The sequence below is a fragment of the Acanthopleuribacter pedis genome (assembly GCF_017377855.1).
Taxonomy (GTDB): domain Bacteria; phylum Acidobacteriota; class Holophagae; order Acanthopleuribacterales; family Acanthopleuribacteraceae; genus Acanthopleuribacter; species Acanthopleuribacter pedis.
Genome location: NZ_JAFREP010000021.1, coordinates 169,967 through 193,382 on the forward strand (window position 1 = coordinate 169,967; position 23,416 = coordinate 193,382).

General features: G+C 62.4%; 10 protein-coding genes. 3 read left to right on the forward strand and 7 right to left on the reverse strand.

The features are described 5' to 3' along the window. Window positions 1-313: 313 nt before the first annotated feature. On the forward strand, window positions 314-1,357 hold the full coding sequence (locus J3U88_RS21645; RefSeq protein ID WP_207861067.1) for an endonuclease/exonuclease/phosphatase family protein: 1,044 nt from the start codon (window positions 314-316) through the stop codon (window positions 1,355-1,357). An 18-nt stretch (window positions 1,358-1,375) separates the two neighbouring features. Here J3U88_RS21645 and J3U88_RS21650 read toward each other — a convergent pair whose 3' ends face one another. Together J3U88_RS21650 and J3U88_RS21655 are read right to left on the reverse strand one after the other, a co-directional pair. Continuing rightward, complete coding sequence (locus tag J3U88_RS21650) at window positions 1,376-2,320, reverse strand: class I SAM-dependent RNA methyltransferase (RefSeq protein WP_207861068.1); 945 nt, start codon at window positions 2,318-2,320, stop codon at window positions 1,376-1,378. Between the two features lie 352 nt (window positions 2,321-2,672). Further along, a complete protein-coding gene (locus J3U88_RS21655) occupies window positions 2,673-8,093 on the reverse strand; it encodes a hypothetical protein (RefSeq protein WP_207861069.1) in 5,421 nt (1,806 codons plus the stop codon). Window positions 8,094-8,346: 253 nt separating this feature from the next. On the opposite strand from J3U88_RS21655, the gene J3U88_RS21660 reads away from it, so the two are divergent. Both J3U88_RS21660 and J3U88_RS21665 read left to right on the forward strand, forming a co-directional pair. Next, on the forward strand, window positions 8,347-10,800 hold the full coding sequence (locus tag J3U88_RS21660; protein WP_207861070.1) for a CapA family protein: 2,454 nt from the start codon (window positions 8,347-8,349) through the stop codon (window positions 10,798-10,800). A 26-nt stretch (window positions 10,801-10,826) separates the two neighbouring features. Next, window positions 10,827-11,633, forward strand: a complete 807-nt coding sequence (locus J3U88_RS21665; RefSeq protein WP_207861071.1) for a hypothetical protein — start codon at window positions 10,827-10,829, stop codon at window positions 11,631-11,633. 121 nt (window positions 11,634-11,754) lie between these two features. On the opposite strand, the gene J3U88_RS21670 is transcribed toward J3U88_RS21665, so the two are convergent. The 5 genes from J3U88_RS21670 to J3U88_RS21690 form a co-directional block, all read right to left on the reverse strand. Then, window positions 11,755-14,013: an LVIVD repeat-containing protein gene (locus J3U88_RS21670; RefSeq protein ID WP_207861072.1), complete on the reverse strand. Its 2,259-nt coding sequence runs from the start codon at window positions 14,011-14,013 to the stop codon at window positions 11,755-11,757. 403 nt (window positions 14,014-14,416) lie between these two features. Next, window positions 14,417-16,924: a hypothetical protein gene (locus J3U88_RS21675; protein WP_207861073.1), complete on the reverse strand. Its 2,508-nt coding sequence runs from the start codon at window positions 16,922-16,924 to the stop codon at window positions 14,417-14,419. After that, window positions 16,921-20,091 (reverse strand): poly-gamma-glutamate biosynthesis protein PgsC/CapC, encoded by a 3,171-nt coding sequence (locus tag J3U88_RS21680; RefSeq protein WP_207861074.1) that lies wholly within the window; start codon window positions 20,089-20,091, stop codon window positions 16,921-16,923. Before J3U88_RS21680 ends, J3U88_RS21675 begins: the two co-directional genes overlap by 4 nt. A 281-nt stretch (window positions 20,092-20,372) precedes the next feature. Then, window positions 20,373-20,759 (reverse strand): response regulator transcription factor, encoded by a 387-nt coding sequence (locus tag J3U88_RS21685; protein ID WP_207861075.1) that lies wholly within the window; start codon window positions 20,757-20,759, stop codon window positions 20,373-20,375. Next, window positions 20,756-23,401, reverse strand: a complete 2,646-nt coding sequence (locus tag J3U88_RS21690) for a hypothetical protein (protein WP_207861076.1) — start codon at window positions 23,399-23,401, stop codon at window positions 20,756-20,758. Before J3U88_RS21690 ends, J3U88_RS21685 begins: the two co-directional genes overlap by 4 nt. Window positions 23,402-23,416 lie beyond the last annotated feature (15 nt).

Below are 23,416 nucleotides of genomic sequence, written 5' to 3' on the forward strand. Positions count from 1 at the left end.
GGGAACCTTTCTCAAAATGGGTACGAAAGATATATCACAAAGTTGCCCATCAACTGTAAGACCGCCAACCTACCTCCTTAAAGCCAGAGCGTGAACCGGGTCCGCCAAAACGGCAACGACCACGTCGCTCAGGCCTCACCCCAGGATTGGCGCCCTTCAAAGCGGCCCGTATACCCATCTCCGCTTTCCGGCCAAACGCCCGAGGAGGGAACCCGTCCGATCCAAAACGCTGAAAACGAGATTCAAGCTTCACCATGGCGTCGCCTCAGCTTTTTTGGCAAGATGGGTCACCCCGGAGGAGCGCAGACCCTGTATGGAACATGATTCTCGTCAACCAACCACGGAGAACCCAACAACCAACAACACGGAACATCGCCCGAACGGCGCAGACGGCGACAGGCGGCACCGGCAACATTGGCCGTTGGTCTTGCTGTGCACCATCCTCCACCGCGTCGGCTTGGTACTCATCGCCGCAACCCTCTTCTCCTTCGCGGGCGATGTGTGGTGGTTCTTTGAACTGTTCAGTCATTTTCGCGTCCAGTATGTCGTCGGCCTCATCGCCTGTTTGCCGCTCCTTCTGATCGCGAAACAGTTCCGTCTGGGCACCGTGGTGGGCGTTGCATTGCTCCTGAACCTCAGTACCGTTGCACCGATCTTTTTCCCCACCGGCGCCACACCGGACGATGGGGAATGGAACCGGGTCCTTTTTGCCAACGTCCTTTCGGCCAATCAGCAAAAAGATCGCCTGCTTGAATTGGTTCACAAAGAAGACCCGGACTTCATTGTGCTACAGGAAGTAACCGAGGCCTGGATGACGGGGCTCAAACCCTTGGCATCGAGGTATCCCCATGTTCTGGCCGAACCGCGAGACGACAATTTCGGGATCGCGCTCCTCAGCAAAAAACCATGGCGCACCGCGGACGTCGTTTATGGGGACGGCATTGATTTGCCCATGATCGAAGCGCGCTTCGCGGGCGAAGGACAGGTTCCCTTCACCCTGTTTTCGATGCACCCGGTTCCGCCGATTGGGGAAGCGATGGCGAAGCTGCGTAACCGTCACATGCAGGCGCTCGCCGGGCACTTGCGAGAATGGCACCAACCCGTGCTGTTGGTAGGCGACCTGAACACAACGCCCTGGTCGCCACGCTACCGTGCCTTCCAGGACGCATCCGGTCTCACCGGCACCATCCGAGGAAATGGATGGCAGCCAACCTGGCCGACGGGTTTTGCGCCGCTGTACATTCCCCTCGACCACTGCTTCCATTCGAAAACCATCATCATCGGCGCCAAAAGGGTCGGCCCCGATATCGGCTCCGATCATTTCCCCCTGATCATCGATTTTCGCGTGTCCTTCTAGCCCAAATCGCGCCGGTGCTCAATCGCGCTGGAGTAAAACCAGCCATTCCGCATGTTTGCTTTGGGGAAACTGATCGATGCCCACCACCCGTTGCGGCCGATAGCCCAGCTTCCCCAAGGCGGCGACATCAACCGTCAGGCTCTCCGCGAAGCAGGAAAGGTAAAGGAAATAGCGGGGCCGCTCCGCGCGGGGCGTGGCGCCCAGGAACTGGGGAAATCCACGTAAGCCGGAACGGGGCGGATCGGCGAACACGGCATCGTGGTCGGAAATCAGCGCGGCGGGCACCGCGGCTTGGGTGTGCATGTTCCCCCGCCAGGCCGTGATCTGTGCGGCAAGGCCGCATTCGGAAGCCGAGCGAGCGAGCATGGCCAGGGCGAGTGGATCCATTTCAAGCGCCGTAACTTGTTTGCCCGCGGCCGCGAGCGGCAGGCTGAAATTGCCGATGCCGGCGCCCAGCTCGAGCCAGCGTGCCGCGGGCAGCGGTTCAACCCAATCGCGCACAAGATCGACCAGCACGTGATTGGCTCGGTAGCCCGGCTGGGTAAAGGAACCGACGGTACAGTAGAGCGGCACGGCCCGCTCGCCGATATAGGTCTCAAACCAGGGACGCGGTTTCGGTTTTTCACCGAGCCGAACCGATCCGCCTTCAACTTCAAGGGGTAACCGCCGTTGCCCGACCTCAACCACGGCCGTCTCGGCCAAGGCACTTAGCCATTGCGCCTCCTTGATCAGCGCATCGATGGTTTTATTGGGGAAATCGAGCCAAATCCCGCGCGTCCCATCCGGGGCGACCCGCAGCCGGACGTTGCCGAACTGGATGGGCGGAATGATGGAACGAAAGGCCGCAAACCAAGCCGCCAGCGGCTCGCTCATCTGCGGACAGCGCGCCAAATCCAATATTTCGGACCGATCCCGATCCCACAACCCCAAACGGGTGATCCCTTGTTCGCGATGCAAGGTCATGTCGCAGCGATCTCGCAACCCAAACGGCTGGATCGTATGGAACCGGAACCCCGGTGGTTGCTCGCCAAGACCTTGCCCCCGCCATAGCGCGCGGAACCGATCGGTTTTCTCATTGATTTGCCACGGGTAGGGTTCAAGAATCCAGGGACATCCCCCACAAATACCGGCATAGTCACAAACACTTGGCGCCAAACAGATACCCTCCACCAAAAGTGCCCCCAATCTAACAAGCAGGCGACCCGCGGCGCAATCCTCGGAACAGGGTTCCTTGCCGGCGTCGGAAATCATTCAGGCACGCCACCGGCCCGATGGTTTGGCGCACCCGAACCAATTGCATCGAGTTGGCGCGATGCTACCAACGCTCAAGCAGTCGGGGAAAGCGCAATTCGCGCGGTAGGTAACTTGCGACGCCGCCGCGTCCCCTATGGTTGGTGCGCCAGGATAGGTTTAGGTTGGTGGCTTGGTCGTCGGGGTCGAAGGAGAGGCGTAGGCCGGTGAAGTGGTGGCGTCCGTCGGTGTCGCCGTGCCACCAGCCGATTTGGAGGCTGGGCTGCCATTGGCGGCGGGCTTCGCCGCGGTCGCCGTCCGCGGTTAGGTAACGGAAGCGGGCGCCGAGCGCGGCTTCCCAGCGGCCGAGGTGTTGTGACCAGGCCGCGCCGATTCGGTAAAAATCAACCGGGGACGCGGCAAGGGTTTCGTTGGTCACCAGCAACGCGTCCAGATCGAGGCGGCCGTCGAGAACCGGTTGGTAGCGCAGGTTTTGGCCGACCCTTAAACCGTGCTGGTGGTCGACGCGGTAAGCGGTGACCACATCCCAATCCAGCGACCCCGGCGGCAAGACGTCAAAACCCAGGTAGTGGTAAAAGGCGGTCACCTCGGTTTGGTAGGACCACCGATTTTGGTGGTGCCGACGCGAATTCCAGCCCAAGAACATCCGCGTCGCGTAGGGATCGTCGAAATTGCGCCGAACCGGAACCGCGCCGTCCAAGCGTACGCTTTCCAAGAACTGAACCGTGCCGCCAAGCGTGAGGGACAGATCGTAGCGAGGTCGGCGCAGCAGAAACGTCTGGGACAGGTTCAACGAATGACCGACCGCCTCGCGCAAACGCAAAGCGGCGCGGCTTCGGCTGAATAAATCATGAGCCTGCCAATGCCTTCTCAAGCTGTAACCCACCTGGAAATAACGGTCACGGCCCGCGTTTTCCGCGCTCTCGTCGTCGGACAATTCGCGTTGGACCAGGCTTGCCTCGAGAAACCCCGACCAGGGGCCTCCCGCGGCCGGCTGTAGATGGGTCGGCGGCGGTGGCGGTGTTCGCCGCCCCGCCGTCGGGGTCGTGGGGTAAGGCCCGCCTAACCAAGGTTTTGCGGCGGTGACCGGGGGCTCGGGAATGGGATGAAAACGCGGCACCAACTTGGCGAGGCGATAGAGCGCGGGTTCATCGCCGGCTTCAAGCCGGAAGCGAAACGGGGTTGCTTCTACATCCAGTTCGGTGAACCGCACGCCGTCGCGCAGGACCTGTTCCAGGCGCAGCAGGCTCGGTTCGTACAGCACGAGTTCCAAGGGCTCGGCCTGGTCTACGACCCGATAATACCGCGTCGGCGGCGGGCCCTCGGGTGCCGTGAATCGGTCACCTTGTAACTCGCTGATCTGGAGGCGCAGTAGTTGGTTGGCCGGCGGGTTCACCATGCCGATGGTCAGCCGTTTGGCTTGCGGCGGCGGGGTCAGCACCCATTCGTGCCATGCCGTGTCGGCCGACAGGCGCCGGCTTTGTGGGCTTTCGTCGTCCCACTGCCATTGGAGCTCGATGGCGACGGGTCGCAGGCGTTGCGGGCGCTCCACCGAGGCCCGCACCCGCAAGGTCCGCGGTTGTTCGTGTTCGAAGACCACCATTTGCCGTTGGCGGCCGATGAGGAGGATGGATTGCGGGTCGGGCGCGACCAAGGCGGCGCGAACCGCGGCAGCGGGACTGACAGCTTCGGCTTCCACCGGTTGGACCTGTTGTCCGCGGTCAAAATGCTGGACGTTTTCCCAGGTGAACCCACGGAGGATGGGCGCGGCCAACCGACGTACCCAGCCACTCGCCGGAAAGCGCGCGGCCAAACGGTAGGCGCGGCGATGGTGTTCAGGCAAGGGCCGCGTTTCGCCGATCAGATCGCCCAGCGCGGTCAGCGCGCGCACCGCCTCGGTTTCATCGGCAACCGGGACCATCGCCGCTTCCCACCCACGCTGTTGGGCAAGCAGCCAAGCTCTTTGCGCGGACGGTGATTGGGCCGCCCGTTGTGCGCCGTATTTCGTCGGCTCACGGGCCGCGAATTGTTGCAGCAAGGTGTCTCGTTCGGCGGGTGGGAGCGGCAATTCCAAAGCGGAGGGCGGTGCGGGTTGGTTCAAACGCAAGGCGATTCGCGTTTGTTCCGACGCATCGGGTTGCCAAGCGCGCCTTTTGACCACCGGCAAGGCGCACCAGCCGTCGGGTGCTTCCTCGTCGGCCCTCGGTTGCAGCCAGGCTGTGATTCGCGCACGTTGACCCTGGTTTTCGGGAGCGACCCTACGCGCACCCGGAAACCAATCGCATGAAAACCGGCGTTGCGCGTTCTCCTTGTCCACCAACACCCATTGGCGCGCGGGAAAGGGTTGGGGCGTTTCTGGACCGGCGAGCACGGCCTCTAGCAATTCGGCAGAGGGCGGCGGCAGTTCGGGTACCACCAGCGCGGGGCGGAGGATTTCGGCGCGGACGAGCAAATCCCGATCCCCTTGCACCGCGAACTGATGCAGGCCGGGCCCGAGTTGGAAAGTGCGCTGGATGAGCCCGCCCACCCGGGTTTCTTCCTCACCCACGATGAAGAAGTTGGCGGAGATCGGGTTGTCGCGGTAACGCTCGCGGAAAGGCAAGCCGTTTTGGGAGAGGGTCACCACGCCGTCAACGAGTGCGCCGCGATCCTCGCGCCGGTGCAGCGGTCGCACGGAAAAGCGGACGGTGGCCGGGCCGCAAAGGGTCCAGGCGGCGGGTTCGGCGGTGGTTGTCCGCACAAATAAGTTTTCGCGATCCAAGGCCTGCCGGTGTACACGCACCCGTTCCGCCGCGGCGGTAAGGCCGAACCAGGCGGGCTCAAAACCCCACGGCCCGGACGCGGCTTGCCACCAATCCTCCAAGGCAAGGTAGGCGTCCCAACGTGCTTGTGGGTCCGGGTCAACCAGCGCGCGGCGGATTTGCCAACCCCGGTCCGCGTGGCGAAGCAGCGCGGCGCCTTCCTCGCCGGCAGCGCGCCAGGCCGCGGCGGCAGCGGCGGGATCGTGGCGCAGCGCGGCACGCAGGCCTTGCTGTAACAAATCCTCCCGCGACGGGATCGCGGTCGGGATCGCCGCCGGGTCAGATTCCGCACGCACCGCCAGAATCGCCGTGTGACCGATATCCGCACGCGGGCACAGCCGCCAAGAATCCAAGGCGTCACGCCACAAACCACGCTGTTCCAAATCCCGCGCCGCGGCTTCCAGGTAAACCGGATCACCGTCGAACAGAAACATGCTCGCGGTAAGCCCGGCAAGGTTGTTGGGTTCGTTGGCCGCCTGGTACCAATCCCGCAAAAGATGGTAAGCGTCGCGGCGAATAACGGGATCGCGCGTTTCGAAAAAGAGGGCACGCAAGTCTTGCTCACCCAAATAAGCTTCCCCCAATTCCCACAACAGGACGCCCCGCGCCAACCGTGCTTCGTCCAATCCGTTGCGCGTGACCAGGGCACCCAACCGGGTCAGCGCCGCCAACGGGACATCCTCGGCGAGCAGCCGTTCGGCCTCGGCCAGGTAAGTATGAACCTGCTCACCCGACAAGGGCGCGGGTTCCACCGGCGAAATCGGGTAACAATCGGGATCCCCGCCGTAGGCGTGGGCGCGCGCCAACAGCAGTCTGGCCAAGGGTTCGTAATGCAACAGCCAAGCGGCGCGCGCCGGGTCGGTTTCCGGCGCAGCCTTTCCCTCGAACCGTTTTTGCAGGAATTCGTGAAAAGTCTGCAACGCGGTCTTGGGAAAGGCTGCCGCAATCGATTGCAATCGATTGGCTTCCAACCGCCGTGGCACGCCGCGAAGCTGGTCAAGCGCGACCCAAACCGGGCCGCCGTCCACTGTCAGGGTCAAACGACGGGTACCCGCGGGCACCTCAAATTCGATGGTGCCCACCTCGGCGAGGGGCGGCAAGCCGCGCGGCAGGAAACGGCCCAAGTCAGGTTCATAAGCCCATGTCGCCGGGAAGCCGTCTTCGTGAGCAAAGGTCGATCCCTCCGCGGCGCCGCTGAACACCATCGCCTCCCCTAACGTTTTGTTCAATTGAAGGCGGAAGGCTGCATCCGGCTGTGTCGGGGACACCCGCAACCGCAAACGCGGCCTGCCCGGAACCTCGGCCAAGGACACCGCCATCGGATGATCTTCGGTTAACCGCGCAAACGAGGCCTGTTGCAGGGCCGGTTGTTCCTGGGCCAGAAATTGGGTGGTGGTGAAACGAGGCCCGTTCGCATCGGGATCCGGCAAACGGTTCTCGAAAAAATGCAACAGGCGCCATGCTAGCGGCCGCGCGCCGGCAAGCGCGACCGGCGAAAACGCGGCCATGCCGTCGGCGACCCGATCCACGAGGCGCGGTGTCAAAAGCGGGCGGCCGTGGGCGTCACGACGGTTGGCCAGGTGCTCGCGCCAGACAAGCCCTTCCTCACGGGGACCCAGCAACCAGGTGTCGTGCCGCTCGGGAACGGGATGCGGTCCATCCGGGTACGCATCGTAAGGCGCGGGCAAGAATAGCGGGCGACGCGGCGCCTCGAAATCGCCCAGCCGGGTGAAGCGTGGGTCCGGCTGAACCGGATCAGGCCGCGCCCACCCGTAACCCAACCGCGGCGCGGAAAGCCGCACCAACAAGGGCGCATCGGCGGTCAGCAACCAAGCATCACCGGGCTCGGGCAGTTCGGCAACAACATCGCGGGCAAACCCGATCAAGGCGGTTCGGTTGTCAAAGGTTGCGGTTGCGTTGGCCGGCCCGCTCGAAAAGGAGAACCCACGTTGAAAAGCGCCTTGCTGAACCTGAACCGCAACGTGGCGACGGGGCCGACCGTCCTCGGCGTCGAACAACGCCCGACATTGCAGCCAAAAGGTGCCGTCCCCACCCGGCCCATCAACGCGAACCGGCACACCGGCCGCTAAATGAAGGAAATCACGCCGGTGGTGTGCATCATCAAAAACCACGGCAACCCGTCGACCGGCGTGGCCCAAATCACGCGGCGGCCACAAGGGTGCCGCCGGAAAAGGGACACGGCGGAAGACACGGGGCGGCGCCACATCGCCCTCGGACAGGAAACCACGCAACCGCAGCAAACCCGGTCCATCGACCCACACATAGGACCGCGTGCCGTCGGCATCCGCACGCGCCGTCAGCGCACGAAACAGCCGACCGTCCTGGGAAAAAGATAGTCGCAGGTTGGCCAAGGTCTCGGCAGCGCCCACCAACGTCAGCCAATCCGCCTCGCCTTCATACCTTATATATAGGGATTCATCGGCGGAAAACGGGCGGCGCGCGTCCCGGACACGCAACGCGCCATGCTCGGTCACCGACAGCAGTGGCAAGGATTCGAGGCGCTCGCGTTGGGGCGGTGGCTGATGCTCGGAAGCCAATCCGAACAACCCCGCCCAACACCCGAGAACCAGCACCAGGCCGAGCAGCCGGCGCGGCAGGCACGCAACGGCGAGCAACCCTTCCGGCCGCTTCAGCCGTCGCCATCTTTTCCAAGCATCCCGCATGCCCACCTATCCTTTCCCCGCATCAACCCATTCGCGTCGCCCGCGCTGAGGAGGCCGGCGGGTCCGTCGACGCCTGGCACCGACACAACACCCACACCATCGGAAAACGGGCAAAAAACTTGAAATACACGGCTTGGAAAAAACGGCCGAATACTGCTCACCCGGACGACTCGCGGGTTCTCCGCACGATTTCGCCCGTTTCCAGCTACAATAAGGACACGATCCCCCACACCGCTCTCAGCACGAGGTGCCCATGAAGATCACGGGCCTAATCCCCCTGATCACCGCGATCCTAATTGCCTCCACAATCTTGGGTTGTTCCGGTTCCTACGACGGCGAAACGCCGGTTGTCACCGAGCCACCGCCACCGACCAACCAGGCGGGTTATTCGGTGCATTTCCTGTTCCAAGACGAAAACGGCGATCCGGTTGCCAACGCGGTGGCTTTCGACGGCACCCGCTCCTATCGCGGCGACGCCTCCGGTCGGGTCACGGTTGACAACCTCAACGGCCCCACGGCGCTGGTGGTCACCGCGCCCGACATCCTCGACGAACCCATGGTGGCCGACCCGACTTGGGCGGAAACACAACAGACCCGTCGTCTGTGGCGCCGCGCCGGCGGCACCCGCTGGAGCATGCACGCGGGCGGCGACGCCATGTTCGGGCGCCGTTACCTAAACCCGGCCTTTGGCGAACCCCTCATTCGCGAGGACCAACAAGCGGCCGATGCGGCGGCGGTGATCCAAGCGTTACAACCGCTTTTTGTGGCGGCGGACTTCCGCACGGTCAACCTGGAAACCAGTGTCAGCGACCTCGACGAAACCTTCGCATATCCTGGCAAACGCTTTATTCTCAACGCCCCAACCCAAACGATGGCGGCACTGATCGCCTTGGGGACCGACCTCGTCATCCTCGCCAACAACCACGTGCGCGACTATGGCGATACCGGTGTGGCCGCCACCCTTCAAGCACTCGACCGCGCCGGCCTCACCACCCAAGGCGCGGGCATGGACGAAACAACCGCCACCACCCCGACCATCCAAACCGTGGCCGGCACCCGCATCGGCACCCTCTCCTACACCACGGTCACGGGCAGTTTCGTCAACGACAACTACCCCGGCGCCGACGACCCGATCCCCGACGACCTGCCCCCCACGGAGGCTTGGCAATACGAGGCGCGCTCCTGGCAATTCGACGCGCCCGGCTGGCAGGTGCCGGCGGCACAACGACGCATCGGCGTGGCCTGGCGCCTCTTCAGCGAAGCCGAATCCGATCTCGAGCAGGCCGAACGCGACGCGGCCTGGGCCTCGCTGGAAAGGGTTTACCCCGAACTCCAAGATTGGGTCGCCCGTCGCGGTCACGGCGGCGCGGCCTTTTGGCGCACCGCCGACGTACGCACGGCGATTGAAACGCTGGCCGCCCGCACCGACCTGGTAATAATCCAACTCCACGCCGGTTTCCAGTACCAAGAAGTCCCCTCCGAGAGCCTGCGCCGCAACGCACGACGCGCCATCGACGCGGGCGCCGACATCGTCATCTGCCACCATCCCCACGTGCTGCAAAGCGTGGAATGGTACCGCGGCAAACTCATCGCCTACAGCCTGGGTAACTTCGTGTTTGATCAGGACTTTTTGGTCACCTTCCCATCCGCCTTCCTGCGCACGGTCTGGGAAGGCAACCAACTCCTGGAAGCGCGCCTGGTTCCCTTTGAAATCCAGCGCTACCAACCCGCGGGCGTGGCCGGACCCGCCGCAACACGTACCTTACTCAACCTGTGGGAAATGAACCGCAACAACGCCCAATCCCTGCGCGACGCCGGCGGCACGGTGCGTCCCGTCGCCATCGAACCCGACGACGAAACCGTCGCGGCCGACCTGATCCGCATCGGCAACCAAGCAGGGATCGTGACCCGCTCGGTCGCCCCGCAAACCCGGCAAATCACGCTTGGGCCGGGCGAAAACGCGGCGCTCCCCGACAACGTCCTGGTCCACGCGCGGCTCGGCCTCGGCGCCGAAGATACGGGGGTGGAAATCGGGCGCGATCTCTACGGCTGGGGCCGCTTTGAGGACGACATCGCCGACGGTGCCGCGCGCGGCGATACCCACTGGAATCTGGACGGCGTTAACAGCGCGGTGATCAACGGCGACGCGCGTTCCGGCAACGGCTTCCTGCGCATCCAAACCCAGTCCAACGAGAGCGAAGCGCGCCTGATCCGACCCTTGGCCAGGGTCCCGCTCCCCGAACATCGACTTTACCGGGAAGGCGAGAACGGGGTGGCCTGGCCGCTGGATCCTCCCGCCGCCTACAGCCTGCGCTTTTTTGCGCGCCGCACGGGCGAGGCCGTCGTCTGGACCCGTTTTGATCTGTATGAATTTATCGATACCGACCCCACTGCCGAACCGGAATCGACCCTGCTCCGCACGATTGAACGCGCGCTGTCGCTTCCCGCGGACGGCGCCTGGCACGCCCAGACGGTCGCGCTCAGCGCCGCCGACGTCACCAGCGAATCGGTCCGCGCCAACGCACTCAACTTCTACGCGGTGCTCGGCCCGGCACAAACAGCCCAGGCCCGCCTGGAAATCGACGACTTGGCCTTTATCGAATGGCGCCGCGCCGGCGCCATGCCGGACCGCTTCGGCCGCTACGAACGGGTGCGCAACAACGGCACCACCCCCATCGTCCTGACCTTCGAGGTACTGCCCTTATGATGAACCTGCTGCTAGGATGCCTGCTCATGTCCCTCTCCCCCGCCGACCGCCTGGACCAATTGCTCGATCAGCCGCGCGACACGGCCTTCATCACGCCCGACAGAACGGAATACCAACAGGCGGTGACCCTGTTCGCGCAAAGCCTAAGCAATCCCGCGGCGGGCGACTTGCCGCAAGCCTGGTCGGCCCTGGGTTTCGCCATGGAGGAAGCGGTAGCGGGCCAAATTTGGGCCGTGCGCGACACGCGTAAGCGCGGCGGCGGGTTGTACCTGTTCCGAAAACAAGGCCACCTCTGCATGCAAATCCCCCATCGGTTTTTCGACCGTCACACGGGCGTCATTGGGCTGGAACTGTTCCGCGCCGGCCCCTTCCGCGCGGCAGCTTGGAACACCAGCTCGCGCAAGGTCCACGCCCATGGAACCACCACCAAAGCGGACCTGGCCCGCTTCCCCGGCGCCTTTTTCCAAGCATTCCACGAGGCCTGGTTGAACCGCGACGCGGGCCGCATCATACAAATCCACGGCTACGCGCGCGGCAAGCGCAAAAGCGCCGCGGGCAGAAAAGCCCACATCATCCTCAGCAGCGGCGCCCAATTTCCCTTGGCTTTTGTCCGCGACGGCGCCCAAGCCCTGCAAAAAGCCGGCTTCGACGGCGTCATGGTGTTCGGCGACGGCGTCTTCGAACTCGGCGGCACCACCAACCTCCAAGCCCAATCGGCGCTCAAGCGCGGTCGCCCCTTCCTCCACATCGAACTGTCCAGCGAAACCCGCAAAATCCTAACCACGGACCCGGCCCGCCGCCAAAAGTTCCTCGAAGCACTCAGCACTCCCTGAACCATGGGCTAAAAAGAACCGACCGGATTCCGCCTCCACGGAACCCGGTTAGCCCGCGATTCTCACAAGGATTCGTCGCGAGAAGCAGAAGGCCTTGTGAGAAATGCGGGCCGGCCCATGGCTAAAGTTGGCAGTCGCCGCCGTTGTTCATCGCGGCGACGAAACGCAGCACACTGGGGTTTCGGGTATCGCAAAACCGACCGTCGCTTTGCCACAACGCGTAACCTTGCACCAAATCGCAAACGGTCGGCGCCACCATCACGGGTTCGGTTACCTGAACCCCGCAATCACCGCGCACCTCGCAATGGTACATCACGTCCTGTTCCGTGACTTCCACGGTTAAGCGCGCGAAGGCACCGTTGCTCACCGGTTCACCGTCCGCATACCACTGGTAATTCAGGTTTTGGCCCTCGGCCTCGACGATTAAATCCGTGATCATCCGATCACACAAGAAACGCGGGCCGGTTGGTACCGCCGTGAGTTGCGGCGGTTGACACAAGGATGCTTCCAGCACCGCCAAACGGTTGGGGCAATTTAGGCCGGCCAAGAGCCGGCCGTCCACCAGCCGAAATCCCGAGTAACCTTTGCTCCCCACCAAAGGAACGGCTTCAAAACGGTTTTGGTCGCTGATCCGATAAACCAACATTTCATTCAACTGATGGTAATACACAAAGGAATCGGCAACACCGGCCAGGGGCCTTCGCGAGGTCGTCACCTGTTGCGGGTCAACCCTATCCAGCGGCCGCGGCGTACCAGGATCACTGATATCGTAAAGGGCCAAGGACGAATACAAACCCACAATCAGGTGATCGTTTTGCTTTTCAAGTTGTTCAACCGAAGCAAATGCACTCACTTCAAATTCCGAGACAAACCGGTACGCCCCCTCCTGAAACTGGTACACCAGAATCCAGGAGGCATTCCCAACAACAACCAGGTCCTCTTGCAAAAGCAGGCCTCGGTAGTACCGCCGCTCATAGGTTTCGTATTTGGGTAAACGGATCACGCCGATGGTTTGGAGGTTGGCCGGATCGGAAGCATCTTGCACGGTAATGGTTGGGGAAGGACCGTCATTCAAAAAGACCAAACGATTGCCGTCCACGGCGAAATCATGGTTGCTAAACTCCCCGAGAAAAACCGGATCGGTCGGATCGGTCACCCGGTACAAACGCAGCCGATCTGAAAATCCGCTTGCATTTTGCACGTAAAGGATGTCACCCACCAATTCGAGGTGCGCGTCGTAGAAGGGAATGGCAATCTCGGCGAGAACGGACAAAGCGCCCTTTCCTTCCGGCCGCGCCAGCACCAGCCGACGCGAGGCGGTGGCGGCAATCAAATCATCGCGCCGCGCGAAACCTTCAAAGTTACTGATGAAATCGCGCAACACGACTTCACGATGGGCGAGGGTGCCTTCCAGTAGCGGGCTCACCAGGTTCACGCGATCCTGATTCGCCGTCAGCAAAAGATCGCGGTTGCCATCATAGTGGGCATGGATACTCTGGGCGACATAACCATACTGGGGTTCAAAGGTGACATTGTTGAAATTACTTAAATCGATCAGGTGAATCTGCCATTGATCCAAGAGAATCGCCCGATCCCCATGGACGGTGAGCGAATGGGTGGGATAACTGAAGAAGGTCAATCGCCGGGATGCCGAAAGGTCGGTGCCATCCACGAAATAGAGACCGTCCTGCGAATTCACCAGCACCCCACCGTTGTAGAAGACGGGTGCATGGGGGTCGTACATGCCTTCCATCAGATGGGTGCGCCGATTCTCAGGCATCCCCGCTGGATCGAGATCGTAGCGCCACATTTCGCCACTGACAACCACGTACAAAGCCTGTTCGTTGAACAACCAGTGGTCGGTGAATCGCGGAAAAGGTTCGGGCAGATGAAGCGGTTCAAATTGGGCGCGACCATCAGACAAGTCCAAACGGAACAGAACCAGCAGCGCGGGTGGGACGAGGTTGTCGCGATGGACTCCGCCAACGATCACCTGGTTCCCGGCCAGACGCATTTGGTAGGGCACAAAGCCTTCCGGTAAGGCTTGTTTGCGGGCGAGCCGAGGTTGGGCCGGTGTGCTCGCATCAATCACGGACAGGTGGCTTTCGCTCAGAAACACCATCGCGTCGCCCCAGAAAAGGGTTACCACGGAGCGTTCATTAATTGGGAATTCCCCCACCACGTCAAGGGTCGTCACATCGGTGGTGTCGTAAAACACCAAACCCTCACAGGGCAGCTCGCCGACGAGTAGGTGATCATTGGTGGTCCAGCCGCTATAGTGTTGCCGAGAAAAAGAGGCGATCTCCTCAAACAAAGGCACTTGCGCTTGCAGCGTGGCTATAACGAGGCAGGCCACGCCAAACCAAATATTTTTCAGCATGATACGGTTCTCCAAAAAAAGGTTCGCATCAATCCGCATCGCGATTCGGGAACCGCAACGGATCAATGAGGCGCGAGACGACAAGGGAGAAGCAGCATTGGATCGGCTGAAAACCCGCTGGACAAACGGGTGATTTGATATGAATAAGCAACCAAAAGTCCCGCCGACATGGCGGCGGGGTGGTTATCAAAACGGGCCTATTCTAGCAGGGTTAACCCGATTTCTCACAAGGATTCGTCGCGAGAAGCAGGAGGCCTTGTGAGAAAGGCGGGTTAAGTACGCGAAACAGGTCCTTTTTTACAAAAATTAGGTACAGGCACCGCCGTTGTTCATCGCGGCAATGAAGGCAAAAAGCGTTGGGTTTTGGTTTTGCAAAAGGTGGAACTAGTGACCAATCCGGGGATTATTCCTGAAAAAATTTTGGGGTCGGCGCGGCGGGGGCGGGGCGAAGGCTTGTGGGACGCCGCGTCAGCGATTGCTGTCGCGTCACCCGCACCAAACGCGCGGGACCTTCGACCTTCTCCAACCACAGGCGATAGGTGCCGGCGGGTAAGTCGTCACCGAGCGGCACAAAAAACCGTTGCCCCGCGTCGTAGCGCGGCTCACCCTGCCCAAGGGCGTCGTCCTCGGCGGGTTGTACGGTGAAGCGACCCTCGCGTGGGGTGAAGGCGGTACCGCCCCGACGCGGATCGACGCCCTCCAGGCGCGTCACCACCAGGGTGTTTTCCGTGGCGGGCCGCGGCGTGAACAAGGTAACGACCAGCGAAACAGCGCTGTCCGCCTCCTTCTCCACATCCACCCACAGCGGTTGGTCCAAGGTCCTGGCGAAAACCCGCAACAGGTAGTTGTCTTCGGGCAAACGGTGGTTGAGGAACAAACGGGTCGCGGGATCCGCCTCAACCCGCAACACATGGGTACCGGCGCTAACCGGCGGCAGGGAAAGCACGCCAAAAGGCGCGGAAGTGGTCAGGCTTTGTTGGTGTTTTCCTTCCAGAAAAATTTTGAGTGAACCCGGTTCAGGCGGACGCACAAACAAGAGCGCGGGCGCCAACGCGGCGCGGCCGTCCGCGATAAAGTCCACGGAAACGGCTTGGCCGACAGGCAAGGCCAGGTAGGTTGCGGCGGCGGCGCGCGTTTCAAAAAATCCATCGCGGGCGCGCGGCAGCCACAGGACACGACCCGCCCCGGCCGGTTCCAGATCCAACGCCTCGTTCCAAGCGGTACCGGTCAGCAGTTCAGGCGCGAGCTCCGGCGGCCGCTGCTGCCGCACGAGCCAAAAGGCGTGATCCGCGCGGCGCAGGGCTGCCGCTTGCCGCGGCGCCAAGCTGAACCACAGCGGAATCGGCCGGCTTTCGCCCTGGTAGTCGGCATAATCGCCGGGCACCGCGCGGACCAAAGGGAGATCGGCGGGACGCAGCGCGACCTGGACCAGCGCGGCGGTGTCCACTTCCACCAGCCGTGTGCCGGGCGGACAGGTGAACACCCGCACCAGGGGGATGCCGAGCGGCACGCCAAGCGCGAGCGGCGCGAGGCTGGTGTAAGGATCGGGCGCCGGGCGCCACACCAGGGTTTGTTGGTCCAAAATGCGGCCGTCGGCATTTTTGAAGCGCACCTCGGCGCGGCTCTGGGTCGGCAGCACGGGGCCGGCCTGGTCGACGGCGGCAAAATCGGCGGGCAAAGCGATCAGGTTCAGCCGCAACGCGGTCGCCTCGTTGGGTGATCCGTGGAAGCCAAATTGCAACGGCGTTTGCGGCCGCGCCCGCCAGGTTTCGATGCGGGTTAAGGGCGGCGTAATGTCCCATTCGGCGGCGCGCTCGCGATCCTCACCCGGCGACGCGGGCGGTGGGCGATTCAGCGTCACCCGCAACAAGGCGGGCTCTTCGGAGCGCAGTTCGATCATGCGGTCGCCGGGCTGCACATCCAGTTGAACCCCATTTTCCACGCCGATTTGCAGCGGGACAACCCGCGTCAGCGGGGTGTCGCCGCGCCGGTGCAGGGTCCAAAACAAACGGGGCGCGGCGGTGGGGGTGATGGTCGCGGGCAGAGGCACGCTCAGCGGTGTGAGGGTCATGGACAGGCAGCCGCCGCTTTCGGGAAGGGGCACGGTAACGGCCCGGCCGGGGCCGAGCACGGGCACCTCGGGTTGGGCGATAAGCACCTCGGGCGCGGCAGGCGGCACATGCCGAGGGATGAACACCCGCCGCATGCGGTAATCGCGGTCTTTAATGCCGACGGGGCCGATGGGCCGCCAAATCGTACGCACCAGCGCGGCGATTTCCCGTGCCGGCAAAAAACGGTAATCCTCAATGGTGGCCCCGGCGATACGTTGTTTTTCGACGCGGCGCAAGCGTTGCCAAGCCACCTGCTCCGTTCCCGGCGTTAAGGTGTTCGGCCCATAAAGGCGCAGCACCACATCCACCAGGCCGGGCGGTCCTTCTCCTGGCTCAAACTGCACGGAGGCGGTACCGGACGGCGGGTAAAGCAGCGCGATGCGCAGATCCAGGGCGACGCGGTCGGGTTCCTCGAAGGAGACGGCGGCAAGCGGTGGCGCCGCGTCCCGCGGGTACAAGGTACGACCGGCGCGGAAAAAAACAGACTCCCGGCCGAGCACAAGCCCCGATTCGTCGCGGTAGGTACCGATCAGCGAAAAACGGGTCTCGGGAACCGGTTGCGGCCCGTTCCAGGCACCATTGACGAGGACGCGCAAGCGGTCGGCACCGGGCGGCAGGCGAAAGCCGGGCTGGGTATCCTCGGCAACAACATAACCCAAGCCGACCTCGTGATCGGCAAAATCGGCGGGCGCCTCCAGGCGCAGCAAGGGCACCGAAAGACGCTGCCACAACCCGTGGCCGACCCACAACAACGCGGCCGAAACCAACGCGGCGACGGCCGCGAGCCACAGACGCCTCATGGTGTCGCCCCAAACAGGAGCAAACCCTCACGCCGTTGGATGAAGCGGGTAATTTGTGCGGATGGATCGCGACCGGCATCCAATTGGATCGGGGTGTCCGGCTCGCGCACGGCCAAGTTGGCCAGCGCCTTGGGACGGCCGTCGGCACCGGTCACCAGCAGAAAACGCGCGCCGGTTTTTTCGGCAAAACCGTGAAACAGGTTGAGGCGCGAATCCGCCTGGAGGGCGGCCAGCGCGGTAACGTCGCCGTATGCGGTGAACCGCCGCAAGGTGGCCACCTGCTCGGCGGGCAAGGCGCCACCCGCGTTCCCAAAAAGCGGCAGTTGTTCGAGCGGCAGGGTCGGAATCGCCAGGGCCGCCAAGGCGCCGGTCAGCGCCGTGTCACTCAAATCGCGAAAGCGGTTGCGCCGGGTGTCGGAAAACCGCAGCGCGGCCATGTGGTGGTTGGGCAGGTGGGCCAGGTAACGGCGCTGAGGACTGCCGCCCAAACCGTAACCCGCCGTGGCCGCGCCGCCGTCCACCAGCGCCACCCGTTCGCCGTCGGCACGGAGCCGATCAACCAACTGACGCGCCAGGCCGTCGGCCGCGGTCATCGCCGCGACACCGCGGTCAAAAGCAGCCACCACGGTGGTGTCCCCGTGCAGCGCCGGATCGGGCGCCCAGCCGCGCACCTGCACCGCCAGGAAGGCTTCGTCAAAAGCCGCTTTGTGCAAACTTTGGTAGACCTGGTTGAGCACGGTGAAACGGTTATCCGGGGCGAGCGCATCGGCGGCCCCGTCACGCCTGGCGGCGAAATGGGCGCCGTGCACCAGCAAGGCGCGCGCCCGCAGCGCGGCAAACAAGGACAACCCCAGGTCAAGCGTGTGCCGTTCGAACACCGGCCGCGCAACGGTCAGACTGTAGGGCGCTGAAGCACCCAAACGAAACACGTAAAAACCCTGGTGGCGGCGCGGCCGATCCGCGCCCTCGTGCAACAGCAAACAAGGGGCGCCGTCGGCGGTTTCGGCCCGTTGGAGCGACCAACCCAAGGCCGCGGCACGCCCGGCGATAAAACGCAAATCCTCCTCAAATTGTTCCGGCGCAAGGGTTTCGTAGTCAAAAACCAAGGTATGGAGCGGGTTCAATAGCATGTCGTTCATCAGGAGCAACGCGGGTCGATCCGGCGCCTGATAGGCCTCGCCACCGGCGGCGGCAAACCCATCTTGTTGCCTCGCCGCCCATAGCTCGAGGGGTTCGCCGAGCTGTTCGGAAACAACGGCCTCGGGTTGTTCCGAGACCGGTGCCGCCAAGAGGCGACGCAAGCCGGAACGGTCGAGAAAGAGCTCAACAAAACCACGATCCACCTGATCCCGCTGGTAATTGTCGAAGGGACCGTGGCTGAAATAGGTCTGAAACTCCCCGACCACCGTTGCCAACACCTGCAACGGCAAGGGTTCCGGCACGGCGCGTTTCACGAACAACAAGGCCTCGGGTCGGCGGCGGTCGTAGTCGGCCACATTCGCGGCCAAAATCCGGCGATTGGCCAAGGTTTGCTCGCGCAATTGCAGGGTCCGGCCCGCGCCGGTCAGGCGACGGCACACGGAATAAAAGGAAAAAGGGCTGCCTAGCGGGTCGACGGCCACGGCTTGCGCGGTTTGGGTCGAGGTCCCATTCACGGCCAGAACCCGTGCACCCAAACGACGGAAAAGGTTGAGCCCCGCGGGCAAGGTCAGCGATTCTTCCAGCGGCGCGTTCACCTGCAACAACAGGTCCCGTTGCGGCCGGCTATCAATCAGGTACAGGCCCCAACCCCGCACGGGTTCGGTTTCGTGCAGGTAAAACCAGCGATCCTCCAAAATGCTTAAACCGTAGCCGAGGCCGCGCAGGCGTTCGCGCGCCTTTGCCACGGTCGCATCGGCGCTGTCGGCGGGCGCATCCAACAGCAGGGTGAGCGCCTCGCCAAAGCGCACCAGTTCCCAACCGTCGGGACGGCGGCTTTGGGTGACGGCGTTGCCGCGGTAAAGCATCAACGGCATGTGCCGGTTCAAGTCGGTAAAACGCCCCGCGGGTTCGGGCAAACCGCGTTCCTGCTCCGGCGCTTCCACCGCAAGCGCGTGGGGCACATAGGTCAGCAGAAATCCGATGCCGTTGGCGATTAAGGCGGCGGTAAAAGAAACCTGAAGCGTGGCGCGCGTCATCGGCAACAACAAATCCTTGTCGTGCATCTTGACGGCGAGCAAGGTGGTAATTAAATAACCGATCCCGAAAAAATCCGTGGTTTTGAGATCGGGCGCGACGGCGGCGAGCAAAAAGCCCAACCCCATTTTGTAAAGGAACCCGATGTTAAAAAACAACAGCAGCTTGCGCGCGCCCTCAACGGTTACCCCGGCAAACAAACGGCTGCGCAAAAGCAAGGTACCCATGCCCAAAACCAGCGCCGCTTCCAACAGGGAAATCACCAGCTTGGCGGGTTGGTACCACAACAGCGCCATCAGCGAGGGCACCAAAATCCCGTTGAACTCCCAGCCATACAACAGGTTCATGCGCGAGGCGATGAAGGCGGCGGTGATTAAGATAATGTAGGCCTTGGGCGCGGCCAAAATATCGCCGGCCACATCCTCGTACAGGTATTCCACGTTGGAAATCGAAAAGTTGGTGTAGGGCAACAACACAAAACGCACCAGCAAGTAGGTCACGGTCAACACGACGCCAAAGGGGACGAAGCCGCGGCGAACCCCCTGGCCCCAAAAGTAGTTAGCGATCAAAGCGACGATGATTAACCCAAAACTGTGCAGTTGACCGCGTACCTCAAACGGAATGCTGTACCAGCGATCCAACTCGGTTAACACCCAGGGCAACACAAAACCGTCACCGAGCACCCGCACGATCACACTCAGCAACACCAACATAAAAAAGCGGTCGCGGCCGAAGACGGACCAACCGATCCCCCAACGCGGCAGAACCTTAAACAAAAAGGCACCAAGAACATAGGTGACGACGCCCTCGAGCAAAATCACCGTGGCGGAGACCGGCTTAAGCACCATCAGGGGTACCAGGTAACCGGGAATAATCAACCCGGACAAGGACCAGCCCAGCCGCAGGTTAAAAAACACAATCACCCAAATGCCCAGCCAAACGGTGGTGATGACCGACTGGGAGAGGCTACCCGGCGGAAAAAGATTGAGCACAAAATCCAAACCTCACCCCACCGTTTCACCTAGCCCGCATTTCTCACAAGGATTCGTCGCGAGAAGCTGAAAGCCTTGTGAGTACGAAGGTTACGACCGAGAGACTGCACAGGGGTCCGACCTTTCGCGGGTCCGACCATTCGGCGTAGCAGCTGAGGCGAAGGCGGCTCGACCGAGTAAAGCGGATGGCCGCCCCGCGGAAGGCCGCCCCGCGGAAGGCCGCCCCCTCGTAATCGCATGGTTTTCGGCTTCATAGCAGAATTCCTCGTGAGAAATGCGGGCTATCTTAAGGCGTCGTCAATCGCCTCCCGTAGCACGCTAAGCGCCACCGGTTTCTGCAGGAACCGCGCGGCACCTTTCTCGAGCGTACGCTGGATATCATGCTCTTCGTCAGAACCGGAACAAACTATAATCGGCGCCGCCCCGGCGTAGTGTTGCAAAAAAGCCAAACCGTCCATTTCCGGCATGTACAAATCAAGCACGATGACATCGGGGGTAAAGGTAGCCAAGGCGCTCATGCCCTGCAACCCATTGGCGCAAGCACGAACCTCGAAACCCGCGGCTTTTAAGCCGTAGGCCAACATGTGGCGGATGGTATCGTCGTCGTCCACCAATAAAATGCGCGACGCACGTGGGGTTTGCGCCCCCTGCTCCGGCTTCTCGCTCATCCGAACACCTTCAATCTGATCGTACATGAGGTTCCTTTCCCAATCTCCGAAGAAAGCTGGTAATCGCCCTGCCAATCGGCTAAATAACGCAAGTTCCGCTGGAGGTCACGGCCGGTTTTGTGGTCGAGGTCCCGGTCTGTACCGCGAATTTTGGCCAATTGCCGTTCGGGAATACCGTAACCCTGGTTCACAAAACGCAGGGATAACAAACCATCTTTTTCGCCGATGCGCAGTGACAGAACACTCTTTTTCTCAGCATCTTCAGCCATCAAACGAAAAACCGCCAGAAGCAGATCTTTGAGTTGGTTCGGCGACGCCAACACGAAGTTCATCAGTTCCGGTTTCTCCAGATCCAGCGTCAGGTCACGCTGGGCCAACAGCTTCTCGGCCTCACCCACGACCTGCTGCAACAAACCGGCGAATTCGATGGGGAAAAACGGACTGCTCGTATCAAAAGACGAGGTTTTCAGGTAACCACTGCCCTCTTCCAGCAACTGTTTCAGCGAGGCCATTTTCTCGTTGGCAATCGCCATCATCTGTTGTTTGTCGGCCTCCGGCACGTCGGGCTGGGTGATCAACTCGTGGGCCATGGACAGCCCCATGATGTCGTTGCGCAGCACCATGGTGGTCTGCCGAATCATCTTCTCCTTGACCTGACTGAGCCTGGCCAAATCGGTGATGTCGACCATTTCACAGAGCACGCCCAGCTTGCTGAACGGCGAGGCCTCGACCTCCTCGCTCAGGGACCGCAGGGGGCGCAGCACCAGCAGCACGCTGCGCTGGTTGGAGAGGTTGAGTGGGAAACTAAACTGTTGGTCGCGCCGCAAAATGTCGAGCACCAGCCGTTTGGCCTGCACGTCGTCGTAACCGCCGAGTAATTGCAAAAGATCGGCGAGCGAATTGTCGTAGGGCGCGAAATCCACCCCGCTCAGCGCCTCGGCCATGCCGTCGTTGATCATCAGCACTTGGCCGAACATGTCGTAAATCAGCACGCCGGTATGTTGCCCGTGGAAAATACTTTCGAACCGCAACACGTGGCGTTCCATGAGCGCGGTGGATTCGCGCAGCAGTTGCGCCAACGCGCGATCCTGGTTAAACGCGAGCAGCTCGGGGAGCAAGCTTTTTTCGGACTCGGCCTCCATGAAGCGCCGCCGGTGGTACAACATTTCGGCAATTTCCACGGCCGTTTCACCCAGGGCCGCTTCGAATTGGGCCACGTCGCCGATGTCCTCTTCCTCAATGCCCAGCGCCCAAAAACCATTGACCTCACCGGCGAACACCAGGGGAATCAAATACTGGGCCTCGTTTTCGGGTTGATCCTTGAGGTAGGTGCGTTGCATGCGAATCGGGCCGTTGGCGTCGAGCGCCAGGGTGTAGGGCGTGCGTTCGTAATCACGCCGCATTTCGTAAATGTCCTCCAAGGAGCAGTTGACCGCGATCACCTCGCGGCAGCGGTGGTCGCCAACGACCCGGTCCAGAAAAATGGTGCGGCGGATGTGCAGCATTTGTTTGATCATGTTGGCCACTTGCGACCAGTGTTCCTCGGTGGCGTAAAAGGATTTGGGCGTGTACCGTCGTTGCATGAACCCGGAGGTATCGAGAATCTGGCGGTTGAGGGTGGCGGCCAGAATGGTGTTTTCCTGGAGCACCAAAAAGAAGACGACCCAGAGGTTGAGCAGCATCAAGTCGGCCACGAACAACCACAGGTTGGCAAAGAGCAGCAGCCAGGCGAGGAGCGGCAGGCCCAAGGCAATGAGGAGCGCCGCGCGGAAGGTGGCGCGGGTGGGCAAACGCTGGTAGAGCGCGGTGAGCGCCAAGGCGGCGATGAGCAGCGCCGGCCAAACCAACCAGGGGGCGGCCTCCAGGGGTTCGGCCCTGTTTTGCAGCGTGGTTAATCCCGTCATGTGGTAAGCCAGGCGCGAGACCAGTTGACCGCCGCTCGCGGGTAAGCGCGCAAATTCCGCGTCCTCCGGCGGGAGACGCCGCGCGATCAGGACCGTTTTGTCGGCGAGCGTCGCGGCGGGAAATTCACCGGCGGCCAGCGCCCGCGCCGTGCCCAGCACCGCCGGATAACGGCCGCGCGCCGGGTAGCGCAAGCGGAAACGCCGCGCTTGGCCAACCGGCTGATCCGGTCGCGCCAGTTTGTATTCCAGGGTCGGCAACCAGGTGCCGTCCACCGCGTAACTCGTTTGTTGGAAGTGAACGCCGCCCGCCCCAAAAGCGCTCAGCGCCCACGGCAGGTTTGCGAGCGCGGCCGGAACGGATTGCACCTGGTAAACACCGTCCTCGCGCGGCAACAGGGCGCGACCCAACAGCAGGTTTTCCTGTTGCGCTAGGAGCGCCGTCACCGCGTCGTCCTCGGGTACAAACAGCAGCACCACCCGTGCCGGGCCGGCGGCGTTCAGGGTTTGCCAAAAGGCGGGATCGCCCAAATCAGCGGGTTGCGCGCTGAGACCGACCACGCGCGCCTCGCTGAGCGGCGCTTGCGGGCGCCAGGTAGCCAGCAGGTGGAACAAAAAGCGGTCGAGGCCGGCGGTCATGCCGAACCAACCCGCGAGCAGGGACACCAGCAACGCGGCGCCGATCACCGCCAGCCCGCGGCCCAGATCGCGCTCTGGGGAGGTGGCGAACGTCTCAGCCACGAGCCCCTCCTTCGG